Consider the following 14,077-nt stretch of genomic DNA (forward strand, 5'->3'; position numbering starts at 1 on the left):
GGCGGCCGGCGGTGCCGCACTCGCCGTCGGCGTCGGCGCGGGACCCGCGCGGGCGACCGGCGCCGGCCGCACCACGGGACGTACGCGGACCGGAGTGCGGACGTACGTCCTGGTCCACGGCACGCACAGCGCAGGCGCGTTCTGGACGGCGATCGGCAGGGAGCTGGCGCTGCGCGGGCACCGTGTGGTCGCGGTGGACCAACCGCTGCACGGCACCGAGAAGTTCATACCCAGGGCCTACCAGGCGCAGGACCTGCGGGCCCTCGCGACCGAGCCCTCCCCGGTCGCCGCGCTCACCCTGGACGACTTCGAGCGGCGGGTGACGGGCGCCGTACGGCGGGCCGCGCGGCTCGGCGGTCCCGTCGTGCTGGTCGGGCACAGCATGGGCGGCCTGTCGGTCAGCAGGGTCGCCGACGCCGTGCCCGGACTCCTCGCGCACCTCTGCTATCTGGCCGCCTTCTGCCCGAGCCGGAGCATGCCGTCGCTCGACGCGTGTGCGGCGTCGCCCGAGGGGCAGCGCTCCATCACGCCGGTGGAGCAGATCGTCGGGGACCCGGAGAAGCTGGGTGCGCTGCGCCTCAACTGGCGTACCTCCAGCCGCCGCGACCTCGCCGTGTTCAAGGAGATGATCTGCGCCGAGTACACGGACGGCGAGTTCCTGAGGGTGCTGGAGGGCATGCAGACGGACGAGTCGCTGACGGCGTACGCGGGCCGGGCGGTGGGCCGCGCGCACACGTGGGGCCGGATTCCCCGCACGTACATCCGCTGCGGCAAGGACAGGACCGTGTCCCCGGAGCTCCAGGACCGCATGATCGCGGAAGCCGACGAACTCACCCCGGACAACCGCTTCAGGGTCCACAACCTCCCGGACTCCGGCCACCTCGGCCCTTCGGACCCGACCCGCGTCACGGACCTCCTGCACGGTCTGCCGCTGTAGCCCGGAAGCGCCGGTCTGCTCTAATCGACCAGTTGCCGGGACGGCGGCAACGAACGGCGGCAGGGGGAGCGGGGCGATGGGGGACCATTTCCAGCGGATCGTCGACGTCGAGGCGACGGACGAGCAGGCAGGCCCGCTCGCGGAGCGGATCGTCGACTGGATGGTCGAGGAAGGGCTGATCACCCGGCAGATCTCCGGTGACGGCGTGTACAGCCCGAGCGCCGACACGGGACACGTGCCCGGCCCCGACTGGCGCCGCGCGGTGGCTGATCCCTCCGATCCGGCATGGCGGCCGGGTCCGGTGGCCGTCATGGTCGGACGCGACTACTACGTCGAGGGCCAGGGCACGGACGAGGCGGACTCCGCGACCTGCCCACGCTGCGCGACGCGGACCGTCGTCATCGACTACCCGGAGAGTTTCGAGCCGGACCAGGAGGTCTGGCAGCCCTTCGAGGACGCCGTGGCGGCCTGGAAGGCGACGACCGGCGAGGCGAGCGTCATCTGCCGGTCCTGCGCCGCGCCGGTACCGGTCACGGAGTGGGACTTCGGCTCCGGCTTCACCCTCGCCACCCTGGCCTTCGACTTCTGGGGCTGGCCCCCGCTCGCGGCCGGCTTCCTCACGGACCTCGCCGCCCGCCTGGGCCACCGCGCAGTGGAACAGACCGGCAAGTTCTGAGCGCCGATCGCCGGCGGCCCGAACGAACACCCCGACGCGACGAAGGAGACATCGGTGACCCCGGCCGCCCCCTGGACCGACGTCGAGACCATCCTCCGCCGGCGGTACGTCACCGACGTCCTCCTCGCCGGCTACATCGAGCGCGATGCTGCGATCCCGCGATTCCAGCCGGCGTCGTACGTCGTGTTCGTCACCCTCGACGAGGGCGTCCTGAAGCTCGAAACCGACGGCCAGAACGCCCAACTGGACGTGAGTGTCATCGAATCCGTCACGCTGGACGGCATCGAGTTCTTCCGGGACTTCGAGGAGGAGACGGGCGACGAGCCCGCTGTCGGGTCGCACATCGTGCAGCTTTTCGGCGACGGCTGGAGCCGATTGCCCTGTACCGGGATCCGCGCCTTCGCCGACGCCCGTTCGTCCCCGCAGTCGGGTGTGCTCAAGGCCCTCGCCCTCGAACTGGACTCCCGGCACTGGCTCTTCTTCGATCCGACGCACACCTTCGGCATCGGGATCGGCAGGGCGGACGACCTGCGCCGCTGGGAGCGGGCCGCCACGGAGTACGGAGTGGTGGAGCTGCCCCCGGCAGCCGGATGACCAACCCGGCGGCACGGCCTCCCGGCGACCCGGACCTACTCTCCCTCCCCTTGCTCCAACTCGATCGCTATCGGCGCCCCGACCTGCACCCCCCACCCCGCCATCGCCCCGGCCTCCGCCTCCAGCACATGCCGGGCCCGCACCCTCGGCAGTCCCAACCTGCCCGGACTCATGGTCCGTACGGCGATGATCTTGAGCCTCCGGTCCAGGTACGCGACGTCGATGGGCATGCGCATCCGGAAGGTGTGGACGCTGTTGGCGGGGGAGAGGAGCATCGCCCCGTCGACACGGTCCCGGCCGAGCAGGCCTTTCGTACGGGCCCGGTAAGAGGCGGCGATCTCCAGTGGAACCCTGACGACCGCCCCGTCCTCGCCGGGTACGACCAGCGTCCCCCGCCCGTCACGCCACCGCCCCATACCCGTACCGCCGCCTTCCCCCTGCGTCTTCGCCCTATCATCCCCGGCGGTGATCAGGCACAACACCCCTCACGGGTCAGCCCGGCCGGTGATCCCCCGTCGCTCCGTCGACGAGTTCCCGCAGAATGTCCATGTGGCCCGCGTGTCTCGCGGTTTCCTCGATCATGTGGACCAGGACCCAGCGCAGGGACACGGAGTCGTCCCGGCGCCATGCCGGGTGGCCCAGGGCGTCCAGGGGCAGGGTGGAGATCATGTGGTCGGCGGCGGTGCGGGCCCGGCCGTAGAACTCGACGATCCGGGCCTTCGGCTCGTCCTCGCCCACCCACATGTCCTCGGCGCTGTACGGGTCGAACCACAGCGGCTCGACCTCACCGCCGAAGGCCTGCACGAACCAGCCGTACTCCACCGATCCGAGGTGTTTCAGCAGTCCGAGCAGGTTCGTGCCGGACGGGGTGATCGGCCGGCGCAGCTGCTCGTCGTCAAGTCCCTCCAGTTTCCACAGCACAGCGTCCCGGTGGCGGTCCAGGCTCGCGCGCAGTGTGTCCTTCTCTCCGCCGGTGTACGGCATGCCCGAAGTGCCTGCTACGCCCTGAACATCCTGGCTCGTCATGTCATAAAAATTAGCAGCGCCCACTGACAACGCCCTGCGACGATCACCTCATGGCAGAGCAGCGCGGCATGACGGATCACGGCACGCGGGAGCAAGGGCGACGCGGCTTCGAGGAACTCGTCGCCGAGGGTGCCGCCGTCCCCACGGAGGGATGGGACTTCTCCTGGTTCGAGGGGCGGGCCACCGAGGCACGGCCCTCCTGGGGCTACGCGCGCTCGATGGCGGACCGGCTGGCCGCCGCGACGGCCGTGCTGGACATCCAGACCGGCGGAGGGGAGGTCCTGGACTTCGCCGTCGGCGCCGCCCCGAAGGCGCCCGCGCTGACCGTCGCGACCGAGGGCTGGCCGCCGAACGTCGCCAAGGCCACCGTCCGGCTCCGCCCGCGCGGTGTGGCCGTCGTCGCCTCGCCGGAGGACGCGCCGCTGCCCTTCGGGGACGCGGCCTTCGACCTCGTGGTGAGCCGCCACCCCGTCCGTCCCAACTGGCCGGAGATCGCCCGTGTGCTGGAGCCCGGCGGCACCTACTTCGCCCAGCACGTCGGGCCCGCCAGTGTGTACGAGCTCGTCGAGTACTTCCTCGGTCCGTTGTCGCAGGAACAGCGAAGTGGCCGTCATCCCGACCGCGAACGCGCCGGTGCCGAGGCCGCGGGCCTGGAGATCGTGGACCTGCGTGCGGAGCGCCTCCGCATGGAGTTCCACGACATCGCCGCCGTCGTGCACTTCCTGCGCAAGGTCGTGTGGATGGTCCCCGGCTTCACCGTCGAGGCGTATGAATCCCGACTGCGGGCCCTGCACGAGCAGATCGATTCCGAGGGCCCCTTCGTCGCCCACAGCGCCCGTCACCTCTTCGACGCCCGCAAGCCGAGGCCGTAAGGCCCGCGCACGTCCTCGCGCACGCACTCACGCATGCGCCCCCACCGTCACCTCCCCGACCACCAACTCCGCCCGCGCCTCCAGCACATCGCCCACCCGCTGCGCCTGCTCCCCCAACTCCCGCTCCTGCCGCGCCGTCAGGCGCCCCAGCGGCTCCACCGTGACGGTCGTACGGCGTCCCTGGCGCCGCTGGTGCCACACCCCCGCCACCACCCCGTCGACGAGCAGCACGGGAAAGTTCCCGGCCTGCCCGCCCGCCAGCGCCCGCCGGTACGCGGCCCCGGGGAACAGCAGCTCACGGGGTTGCGCGGCGATGCCGTAGGCGTCGAAGTAGGGCAGCAGCCGCACGCCACGGACCGGCCCGTCGGGGAAGGCGGTGTCGCCGGCCGCCACCCACGCCTGGGCGCCCTCGAAGGCGACCTCCTCGATCTCGCCCGCCTCCGCGAGCTCCCGGAACAGGCCGCCGGCCCAACCGCCCGGCGCGGCGAGCCACTTGGCGAAATACGCGGGTGTCGAGGGGCCGTAGACGCGCAGATACCGCCGTACGAGCTCACGCACCGCGTCCCGGGGCGGCAGCGGGTCGACGTGCGGCGGGCGGGTGTACGTCACCTTGCGGCCCCGGTTCGGGCCGAAGCACAGGGCGCCCGACTGGCCGGCCCGGTGCAGTACCTGCCGCCAGCGCGGCCACAGGTCCTGGAAGGCGGGCATCACCGGGTCGCCGGCCCAGGAGCCGGTACGGGCGACGATCTCCTCGGTCAGCTCGTCGACGGTCAGGCACACGCCGTCGAGGGCGTCCCCGATCGCCGCCACGATCTGCCCGGTCTGCTCCTCGGTGACCCGGACCTCCGGGGCGAAGGGGCTCGCGCCGGACGGCACGGCCGGCAGCGCGGCGCTCCACAGCGGCAGCTCACGCAGGGTGAGCAGATGGACGGTCCCGCGCGGACCGTGCGTCTTCACCAGGGAACGGTCCTCCCACAGCGCCGCCCGTACGTCCGCGCGGGTCGTCCCCGTGCCCCGCACCCCCACCGAGATCTCCGCCGCGGAGAGCACCTGCGCATGCGTGGCGAGCATCGCGTCGACGATGTCGGCGGCCGGAGTACCCCTGTCGGCGGGAGTGGTCAGGAACTGACGTTCCAGCCGCCGGGCACTGGCCTGGTCCCACGTGATTCTCACGGTCATGGGGCGACGGTAGGGCGAGAGTAGGTCACATCCTGTCCTTCTTCCCGAGCTCTGGCTCTCCGGAATCGGGTGATCGGGATGTTCGGCCGCCGTGCATCCATGGCCCCGGGCGGTTCCCACATTGTTATCGCAGGCGGCTCGCATCGGGCCCGGGTAGCCCGTAAGTTCAGACCAATGGTAATTCGCGTGAGCAAAGTTGCGCGGGCGGTACCGCGCAGCGGAGGGGGCTGCGCGGTGCCGGGTCAACGACGCGCACGTCCCGGTGTCACCCGGAAGAGGGAAATACACCAAACCTCCCGGATCTCCCCGGCTCCCGTCCGATTCCCCTGGGAATCCGCTGTGTTCCGGCCATGAACCCGCCCTGGAAAGGGCCTCGAACGGCCATCTGGCCGTCGTCGCCCGACTCCGGAGAGTAGTTGTGGCACGCCGATGCGCGCAGCAGCCCTTACGAAGGGTTATGGTGGAAACCCCCCCTCGGGCCGGTCCGTATCCCCCCCACGGACCGGCCCGTTTTTTCTGCCCGGACGGGGCACCCGTACCGAGGCGACCGCCGCGCCCGCAGGGGCACAAGCACTCCCACGGGTGGCGCCCGAACCCGCCCGCAACCCGCCCGCAACCCGGACCGCGCGCCCGCGATACCCTTCGCTGCGCGGGGACCGCCACCGTACGGAGGGGCTGACAAACACGTGAACCTGCGCGACAAGCTGCGCAGCCTGCTCGTCAGGCTGTACGCACGCCGGGTGGAAGGTCACCTGGACCACGCCCAGGTGCCCAAGCACATCGGCGTCGTCATGGACGGCAACCGGCGCTGGGCGAAGGCCGCGGGTTCCACCACAGCCCAGGGTCACCGGGCGGGTGCCGACAAGATCGAGGAGTTCCTCGGCTGGTGCACCGAGACGGACGTCGAGGTCGTCACCCTCTGGCTGTTCTCCACGGACAACTTCGACCGGCCGCAGGAAGAGCTCGTCCCGCTCTTCGGGATCATCGAGGACGTCGTCCGCTCGCTCGCCGCCGACGGCCGCTGGCGCGTCCACCACGTCGGCACGCTCGACCTGCTGCCGGAGGGGATGCAGCGCACCATCAAGGAGGCCGAGGAGGTCACCGAGAAGGTCGACGGAATACTCGTCAACGTCGCCATCGGCTACGGCGGCCGCCAGGAGATCGCCGACGCGGTCCGGGCGATGATCCTCGACGCCGCCGACAAGGGCACCTCGATGGCGGAGCTCGCCGAGTCCGTCGACGTCGACATGATCGGCCGCCACCTCTACACCGGCGACCAGCCCGACCCCGACCTGGTGATCCGTACCAGCGGCGAACAGCGGCTGTCCGGATTCATGCTGTGGCAGACGGCCCACTCGGAGTACTACTTCTGTGAGGTCTTCTGGCCGGCCTTCCGCAAGGTCGACTTCCTGCGCGCCCTGCGTGACTACGCGGCGCGCCACCGGCGCTACGGCGGCTGAGGCGCGCGCCTCGCCGAAGGGCGGCCGTGTACCCCGTTTGGGGCGGAAGTAACAAGGAGTTCATCAGCGCGCCGTCATATGCACTGGCATGGCGGCGCATGTTCGAGGGCATAAGGCAAGCAGGTCGACGCCCGAACCACGGGTGTCGTATCTCAGCGGACGGCACGGGGCCGTCCGCCCGGGAGGCCCTTTGCACCAGCCCGACCGTGCGGTCACAGCACGGACGACGACGCGGAGGGCCGGTTCTCGGCCCGTGCAGGGCGGCCGACGACCGGTCCAGCTCCACTCCGTCGCTCCCCGACCTCATCCGAGGGGGTACGTCCTTCCGTGGTGACCAGCACAAAGCGCCATAAGCCCGACCGGCGCACTTATGTTCTCGACACCAGCGTCCTGCTGGCCGACCCGCACGCCCTGAACCGCTTCGACGAGCATGAAGTCGTGCTGCCGATCGTCGTGGTCACGGAGCTGGAGGCCAAGCGGCACCATCCCGAACTCGGGTACTTCGCCCGGCAGGCACTGCGCCTGCTCGACGAGTTCCGCGTCCGGCACGGCCGCCTCGATGCCCCCATCCCGATCGGGGACCTCGGCGGGACCGTCCGTGTCGAGCTCAACCACTCGGACCCCAGCGTGCTGCCCAGCGGCTATCGCCTCGGGGACAACGACTCCCGCATCCTCGCGGTCGCCCGCAACCTGCAGGCCGAGGGGTTCGACGTCACAGTCGTGTCGAAGGACCTCCCGCTCAGGATCAAGGCCTCGTCCGTCGGGCTCCTCGCCGAGGAGTACCGCGCCGAGCTCGCCATCACGGACTCCTCCGGCTGGACCGGAATGTCCGAACTGACCCTGCCCGGCGAGCAGGTGGACATCCTCTTCGAGGAGGGACACGTCTACGTCCCCGAGGCCGCGGACCTGCCCGTGCACACGGGCCTGACCATCCAGTCCGAGCGCGGCAAGGCGCTCGGCCGGGTCACGCCCGATGGCAACATCCGGGTGGTGCGCGGGGACCGCGAGGTGTTCGGCATCAAGGGCAGGAGCGCCGAGCAGCGCATCGCGCTCGATCTGCTCCTCGACCCGGACGTCGGGATCGTGTCCATGGGCGGCCGGGCCGGCACCGGCAAGTCCGCGCTCGCGCTGTGCGCGGGCCTGGAGGCGGTCCTGGAGCGCCGCCAGCACCAGAAGGTGATGGTCTTCCGGCCGCTGTACGCGGTCGGCGGGCAGGATCTCGGCTATCTGCCCGGCTCCGAGTCCGAGAAGATGAGTCCCTGGGCCCAGGCGGTCTTCGACACGCTGTCCGCGGTCACCAGCCGCGAGGTCATCGAGGAGGTCACCGCACGCGGGATGCTGGAGGTGCTCCCTCTCACCCACATCCGCGGCCGCTCCCTGCACGACGCGTTCGTGATCGTGGACGAGGCGCAGTCGCTGGAACGGAACGTCCTGCTGACCGTTCTGTCCCGGATCGGAGCCAATTCACGGGTCGTTCTGACCCACGATGTGGCGCAAAGGGACAATCTGCGAGTCGGTCGCTATGACGGAGTCGTCGCGGTCGTCGAGAAACTGAAGGGGCATCCGCTTTTCGCCCATGTCACGCTGACGCGGTCCGAGAGGTCCCAGATCGCGGCCCTTGTGACCGAAATGCTGGAAGACGGGCACATCTGACCCTTCACGCCCCATCCCGGGGTGGTTTCACAGCAGTTGGCGCCGTCCGGAAAGGCAGTGAGCCTAGCCGGGCGGCGCCTTCGCGTGTGGAGGTTTCTCGATTTCCCCAGGCCCAAACGGCATGTGAGCTTTCACACGCAACTCGGAATTGCCTTGCGGCGTCCGGTTACGGCAGAGTCTCACTCCTGTCAGGCCCCGCATACGGCACACCTGTACCCCCAGCGGTACGGCACCACAGAAGCACCACATCAACTCCATATCGTCGCCGTATGCCGCCCGCGTCTCCACACGGCGCTCCCCCCGGGGAGTTGCCCCACCGGGCCCGCGCCTCCGTGACCCGCAGTTGGGAGGCCAGTGCAAGGGGCACGATTGCGTCCGCCAGGGTCACCGAAGCGGGCGATGCTGGAAGGAAACCGTGTGAGCCCGATTTCGGTCCGGGGATTCGCAGTGGCCTCCGCCACGGCGGTCACCGCTGTCGGAAGCGTTGTTGGAGTTGCCTCGGGCAGCACCGCGCAGAACAACGACGCCGAGGCGACGGCAGCCGACTCGACGCTCCTCGCAGACATCCCCGCGGGACAGCAGGCCCAGGTACAGACCGCCTCCCTGACACAGCAGGCGGACGTACAGGCCATCGCGGCGGACGCGAGCGCCAAGAAGGTGGCGGAGGAAGCGGCCCGCAAGGCTGCCGCCCAGACCGCGATCGACAAGAAGGAAGCCGCCGAGAAGGCCGCCCAGGCCGCCAAGGAACGCGCTGAGGCGAAGACCAAGGCCAGCCGGGACTCCTCCAGCTTCCCCATCCAGAACTCCTACACCATCGCGCAGATCCAGGCGATGGCGCAGTCGATGGTGCCGAGCGGCCAGTTCCAGTGCTTCAGCAACATCGTGGACCACGAGTCCAGCTGGAACTACCGGGCGGTCAACGCCTCCTCCGGCGCCTACGGCCTCTTCCAGGCCCTGCCGGGTTCCAAGATGTCGTCGGTCGGCTCCGACTGGCAGACCAACCCGGCCACCCAGATCAAGTGGGGCCTCAACTACATGGACAGCCGGTACGGCAGCCCATGTGAGGCCTGGTCGTTCTGGCAGGCCAACCACTGGTACTAGCCCGCACCGGCTCAACCCGGCACAGCCCCTCCCCGTCCTAGGGGGAGGGGCTATCGCCATGTACGGTCGGTGCCGACGACGCCAGGGGGAGTGGTGGGCAGAGACGGGGGAGAGGGACGGATCATGTCACGCGTGCCAGGGTGGCTCGGACGGGTCGGCGCCAGACTGACCGACATGGGTGAGCGGTTCGGCGAGCGCCGGGCCGAGGCGGAGCGGGAGCACGCGGAGGCGGAAGAGCGGGACCTGCCCGCCGACCTCCCGCCGCCCGCGGATCCCGCGCCCGTGGTCGTGGTGGACCGCCCTGATCCCGCACTGGCCGTGCCCTGGGGGATGCGTGTCGCCGCCGAGGCCGGCTGGCGTCTGCTCGTCCTCGCGGGCACGCTCTGGGTCCTCATGCGGGTCATCAGCGCCGTACAACTCGTCGTGCTGGCCTTCGTGGCGGCACTGCTCATCACGGCCCTGCTCCAGCCGACGGTGGAACGGCTGCGACGGCTCGGCTTCCCGCGCGGGCTCGCCACCGCCCTCACCGCGGTCCTCGGGTTCGTCGTGATGGGCCTCATCGGCTGGTTCGTGACCTGGCAGGTCATGGAGAACATCGACAACCTCTCCGACCAGATCCAGGACGGCATCGACGAGTTGCGCAAGTGGCTGCTCAACAGCCCCTTCCACGTCACCGACAAGCAGATCAACGACATCGCCGAGAACCTGCGCGAGGCGGTCGGCGCGAACACCGACCAGATCACCTCAGCGGGTCTGGAGGGCGTGACGGTCGTGGTCGAGGCGCTGACCGGCATACTGCTGGCCGCCTTCTCGACGCTGTTCCTGCTGTACGACGGCCGGCGCATCTGGGAGTGGACGCTGAAGCTGGTGCCGGCGGCGGCCCGGCCCGGCGTCGCGGGAGCGGGCCCGCGGGCCTGGCGGACGCTGACGGCCTACGTCCGCGGGACGGTGATAGTCGCCCTGATCGACGCCATCTTCATCGGCCTGGGCATCTACTTCCTCGACGTCCCGATGGCCGTCCCGCTCGCCGTCTTCATCTTCCTGTTCGCCTTCATCCCGCTCGTCGGCGCGGTCGTGTCCGGCGCGCTGGCGGTGGTCGTCGCGCTGGTGACGCAGGGCGTCTTCACGGCGGTCATGGTGCTGGCGGTGGTCCTGGCGGTCCAGCAGATCGAGGGCCACATCCTCCAGCCGTTCATTCTGGGCCGCGCGGTCCGGGTGCACCCGCTGGCGGTGGTCCTGTCGGTCGCCGCGGGCGGGATGGTCGCCGGCATCGGGGGTGCGGTGGTGGCGGTGCCGCTGGTGGCGGTGACGAACACGGTGGTCGGCTATCTGCGGTCGTACTCCCATGAGGTCGCTCTGAAACAGTCGCCGCGTCCGAGGGGCGCCACGGCGGTGGGACCGGCCCCGCACGAAACGGCCCAGAAGGAAGCGGCCCCCAGGGAAACGCCTCCGAAGCCATCGGCCCCGAACGAGACGCCCCCGCCGCCATAGCGCTTCTCACCGCCACTACTCCGAGCCCGCCCTGTTAATCGTTCAAACGGACGCCCGACAGAGGCAGTTGGAGAGCCGGAAGGCACAACTTCCGTCAGTCGGGGACAGCTCGCAATACCGCGTCCGGAATATGCGCCCGGCCTGATACACCTGCCCCCTCAGGGCCACGCGTCGGGCGGGTGCGCGCAAGGCCGGCGGCGCGATGCCTGGCTACGCGTCGCTCCCTCGCACCGGCCCAGGGCTCGTCGGGGGAAGCCGAGCCGATCACATGCGAACGGACATAGGGGAGTGGGATACATGGATCACAAAGCCCTGGCGCTGGAGATGCGCGGCTTGCGTGAGCGGGTCGCCGGGATCACCGACACCGCCGTAGCCGCCGTCGACGGACTGCTGATCGCCGCCGACACCGCCGACTCCATCGACCCGGAGGGCCTCGCCGCGCTCGCCGCGGCCGGGCTCGGTCTCGCCCGCCGTACCGCCGAGGCGACCGAGCGCGGCGCGCTGAGCCGCACGGTGACGTACGGCAGCCACGGCTGCACCGCCTTCTACGCCGTCGGCGAGACCGCGCTGATGGTCGTCGTGGGCGACGAGGGGATCGACGTGGAACAGCTCCACCGCGCGACCCGGCCGACCCTGCGCCGTATCGACGCGATCCTCACCGGCCGGGCGACTTCTCCGACCGGGTGAGGGCGGCCGTGGGCCCTCCGGGAGAACCGGAGGGCCCGCTGCCGCTACTCCGTCCGCAGGCCGTCCGGCCGCATCAGCCTGAGCAGCGGCGGCAGGCTGAGCAGCGTCACCACCAGGACGACCGCGGCACCGACGCCGGTCATCGACAGCACGCTCGGCCAGTCCACGCGTACGGTCGTGTTCGTCATCCGCAGCAGGACCGCGCCCAGGGTCAGTCCCACCACCGAGGCCAGCAGCAGACCGAGCGCGATCGGGATGGCCGTCTGCCACAGCACCGACAGACTCAGCGTGCGCCGCCGGGTGCCGAAGGCGACCAGGACCGACAACAGCTTCTTGCGCTCGCGCAGTTGCTCCAGCTGCGACACCAGCAGGCTCGCCCCGATCAGCGCGAGCACGCAGGCGGCGCCGACGAACAGGCCGGTGCGGATGGCGGTGAAGCGGTCGGCCTGCTCGAACGACCGCCAGACCAGCGGGTTGGCCAGCGGGTCGATGGTCGCCGCCGTGTTCCGCACCAGATCGCTCACGTCCGGCACGGACTCGTCGAGCTGGAGATAGACCTGCCCGGTCAGCGCCGGCCCGGCCGCGGCGGGCACCGCCTTCGGGGTGATCAGGAAGCCGCCCCGCTCCATCCCGGTCGGGTCCTTGCGGGTCTGCGCCTGCTTCAGGTCCGCCGGCACCACCCAGGGGGCCTCCGCGCTCTTCGGGCCGTCCTCGTAGGACGGGTCGAGGTACAGCGTGCGGCCGGGCTTCGCCAGCTTCGGGGTGTCGGTGTCGTACACGGCGCCCTCTAGGGCGAACACATCGCCGTCCTGGCAGGAGGGCAGCTCGGCCACCTCGCGCAGCGACGCGCAGTCGCCGACGGTGACCTGGGCGCCGAGCTGCGCATCCCTGCGCCGCTCGCCGAGGTAGCCCTCGGAGTAGGTGTAGATCTGGCGCACGCCCTCGGTGTGCCGGAACTTCTCGGCGGCCTGGCCGAGCGGCAGTCCCTTCGGCACCGTGACCTGCATCTGGGCCCGCGTGACGTCGTAGTCCGTGTTCTTCGTGTAGTCGCTGTCCACCCCGGCGAACAGCATCTGCAGCGCGATCGCCCCGGCCACCGCGACGGCGATGCCGTTGACCATGCGAGCCGCCGTGCCGCTGCTCAACTGGAGTCTGCGTACGGCCAGTTGCCAGGCCACGCCACCGCCGCCGAGCCGGCCGACGACCGCCTCCACGATCCACGGCAGCAGTGCGGTCACGCCGATGAGCAGCAGGACGACACCGCCGGTGACGAGGTACTGGTTGAAGTCGCCGTTGTCGCGCCCCTGCCCGACCATCGGGTAGAGCATCGCGAGCCCGGCCAGCGGCAGCAGCAGCCGCCACCACAGACGGCGCCGCGCGGGCCGCGCCGTCCGCACCACACCGAGCGGCTCGATCACCACACGGCGCAGCGCGAACAGGGTGACCAGTACGGCGGCCGCCGGCACGGCGAGGCCGACCAGCAGGGCCAGGGCGGGGGAGGGATTGAGGTAACTCGGGTACACGCTGATGGCGAACACCTCGATCGAGCCAGCCACCTGACGTCCGATCAGGAAGAAGCCCGCCCCGAAGACCAGCCCCAGCACCGCGCCCGCGAGCGCCTCGCCGGCGGCGATCCGTCGGGTGGCCCGGCTGTCGGAGCCCACCAGCCTGAGCGCCGCGAGCCGCCGGTCGCGCCGCTCGCCGCCGAAGCGTACGGCCGCGGCGATGAAGACGGCGACCGGCATCAGCAGGACGACGAAGACCACGAGGATCAGCAGGAGCAGGACGGGGTCCAGCTCCTCGGACGTCTGCTGGGAGACTCCGAACCGCTCGATCCGCGCCACCCCGCCCCCGTCGAGCCCGTCGGCGAGGCCCTGGCCGCCCCGGTAGAAGGCGAGCTCGGCCGAACCGATCAGCCCGCTCTCGCCGATCGTGCCCACGATCCGCTGCGGCAGCCGCTCTCGCAGCAGTTTCCCGGAACCGGACTCCAGGAGGTCCTTCAGCGCGGGGGAGACCACCATCTCGCCGTGCGCCGGGAACGTGTCCACGCCCGGCGGCGGCGACGCCCGGGACCCCTCGGGCTCCATCTCCCGTCCCCGGACGTGCTTGTCGCGGAAGTCCGTGTCGGCGTTCGCGATCAGGAGGGAGTGGTCCGACCTGGACACCTTGGTGTCGGTGTCGCCGTAGTAGAGGTCGTTGCGGGCGCTTTCCCGGTCGTGCCGCGCGGCCAGCGCGTTCGGCACCGCGGTCGTCAGCAGCAGCAACGCCACCCCGAGCCCCACCCCGACAGCCGTGAGCAGCGCCCGCGACCACCCCTCGCGCCCGCCGGCGAACGCGAACCTGACCCCCATGGCAAGGTCCCTCGACCTCCCCCACGTCCGGCCTCGCTCGTGCGGAAGGT

The 14,077-nt window shown here is 70.7% G+C and carries 13 protein-coding genes; 9 read left to right on the forward strand and 4 right to left on the reverse strand.

The window, feature by feature from the left end; translation table 11 throughout:
- From ACWBNA_RS02170 to ACWBNA_RS02180, 3 genes are all read left to right on the forward strand, one after another.
- The coding region (locus ACWBNA_RS02170; RefSeq protein WP_482701704.1) for an alpha/beta fold hydrolase at positions 1-937 on the forward strand (937 nt) is incomplete at its 5' end.
- 76 nt (positions 938-1,013) lie between these two features.
- On the forward strand, positions 1,014-1,613 hold the full coding sequence (locus ACWBNA_RS02175) for a hypothetical protein (RefSeq protein ID WP_482701706.1): 600 nt from the start codon (positions 1,014-1,016) through the stop codon (positions 1,611-1,613).
- Between the two features lie 54 nt (positions 1,614-1,667).
- Positions 1,668-2,207 (forward strand): hypothetical protein, encoded by a 540-nt coding sequence (locus ACWBNA_RS02180; protein ID WP_482701708.1) that lies wholly within the window; start codon positions 1,668-1,670, stop codon positions 2,205-2,207.
- A 35-nt stretch (positions 2,208-2,242) separates the two neighbouring features.
- On the opposite strand, the gene ACWBNA_RS02185 is transcribed toward ACWBNA_RS02180, so the two are convergent.
- Both ACWBNA_RS02185 and ACWBNA_RS02190 read right to left on the reverse strand, forming a co-directional pair.
- Complete coding sequence (locus tag ACWBNA_RS02185) at positions 2,243-2,623, reverse strand: DUF192 domain-containing protein (protein ID WP_482701710.1); 381 nt, start codon at positions 2,621-2,623, stop codon at positions 2,243-2,245.
- 76 nt (positions 2,624-2,699) lie between these two features.
- The gene (locus ACWBNA_RS02190; protein WP_482701712.1) at positions 2,700-3,233 is read right to left on the reverse strand and encodes a DinB family protein; all 534 of its coding nucleotides are present in this window, start codon (positions 3,231-3,233) and stop codon (positions 2,700-2,702) included.
- Positions 3,234-3,283: 50 nt separating this feature from the next.
- On the opposite strand from ACWBNA_RS02190, the gene ACWBNA_RS02195 reads away from it, so the two are divergent.
- Positions 3,284-4,105, forward strand: coding sequence for a methyltransferase domain-containing protein (locus ACWBNA_RS02195; protein ID WP_482701715.1), 822 nt, complete (start codon positions 3,284-3,286; stop codon positions 4,103-4,105).
- Positions 4,106-4,132: 27 nt separating this feature from the next.
- Here ACWBNA_RS02195 and ACWBNA_RS02200 read toward each other — a convergent pair whose 3' ends face one another.
- A complete protein-coding gene (locus tag ACWBNA_RS02200; RefSeq protein ID WP_482701717.1) occupies positions 4,133-5,284 on the reverse strand; it encodes a winged helix DNA-binding domain-containing protein in 1,152 nt (383 codons plus the stop codon).
- A 686-nt stretch (positions 5,285-5,970) separates the two neighbouring features.
- Between ACWBNA_RS02200 and ACWBNA_RS02205 the strand changes: the two genes are divergently transcribed.
- The 5 genes from ACWBNA_RS02205 (at position 5,971) to ACWBNA_RS02225 (ending at position 11,676) form a co-directional block, all read left to right on the forward strand.
- Positions 5,971-6,744 (forward strand): isoprenyl transferase, encoded by a 774-nt coding sequence (locus tag ACWBNA_RS02205; RefSeq protein WP_482701719.1) that lies wholly within the window; start codon positions 5,971-5,973, stop codon positions 6,742-6,744.
- A gap of 327 nt (positions 6,745-7,071) precedes the next feature.
- A complete protein-coding gene (gene phoH2, locus ACWBNA_RS02210) occupies positions 7,072-8,397 on the forward strand; it encodes an RNA 5'-3' helicase PhoH2 (RefSeq protein ID WP_482701721.1) in 1,326 nt (441 codons plus the stop codon).
- A gap of 417 nt (positions 8,398-8,814) precedes the next feature.
- Positions 8,815-9,498: an aggregation-promoting factor C-terminal-like domain-containing protein gene (locus ACWBNA_RS02215; RefSeq protein ID WP_482701723.1), complete on the forward strand. Its 684-nt coding sequence runs from the start codon at positions 8,815-8,817 to the stop codon at positions 9,496-9,498.
- Positions 9,499-9,621: 123 nt separating this feature from the next.
- Positions 9,622-10,989: an AI-2E family transporter gene (locus ACWBNA_RS02220; protein WP_482701726.1), complete on the forward strand. Its 1,368-nt coding sequence runs from the start codon at positions 9,622-9,624 to the stop codon at positions 10,987-10,989.
- Between the two features lie 297 nt (positions 10,990-11,286).
- Positions 11,287-11,676 (forward strand): roadblock/LC7 domain-containing protein, encoded by a 390-nt coding sequence (locus ACWBNA_RS02225; protein WP_482701728.1) that lies wholly within the window; start codon positions 11,287-11,289, stop codon positions 11,674-11,676.
- Between the two features lie 44 nt (positions 11,677-11,720).
- Here the strand turns inward: ACWBNA_RS02225 and ACWBNA_RS02230 are convergent, their stop codons facing one another.
- Positions 11,721-14,027, reverse strand: a complete 2,307-nt coding sequence (locus ACWBNA_RS02230) for an ABC transporter permease (RefSeq protein WP_482701730.1) — start codon at positions 14,025-14,027, stop codon at positions 11,721-11,723.
- Between the last annotated feature and the right edge of the window lie 50 nt (positions 14,028-14,077).

The organism is Streptomyces sp. Q2, from assembly GCF_056820935.1.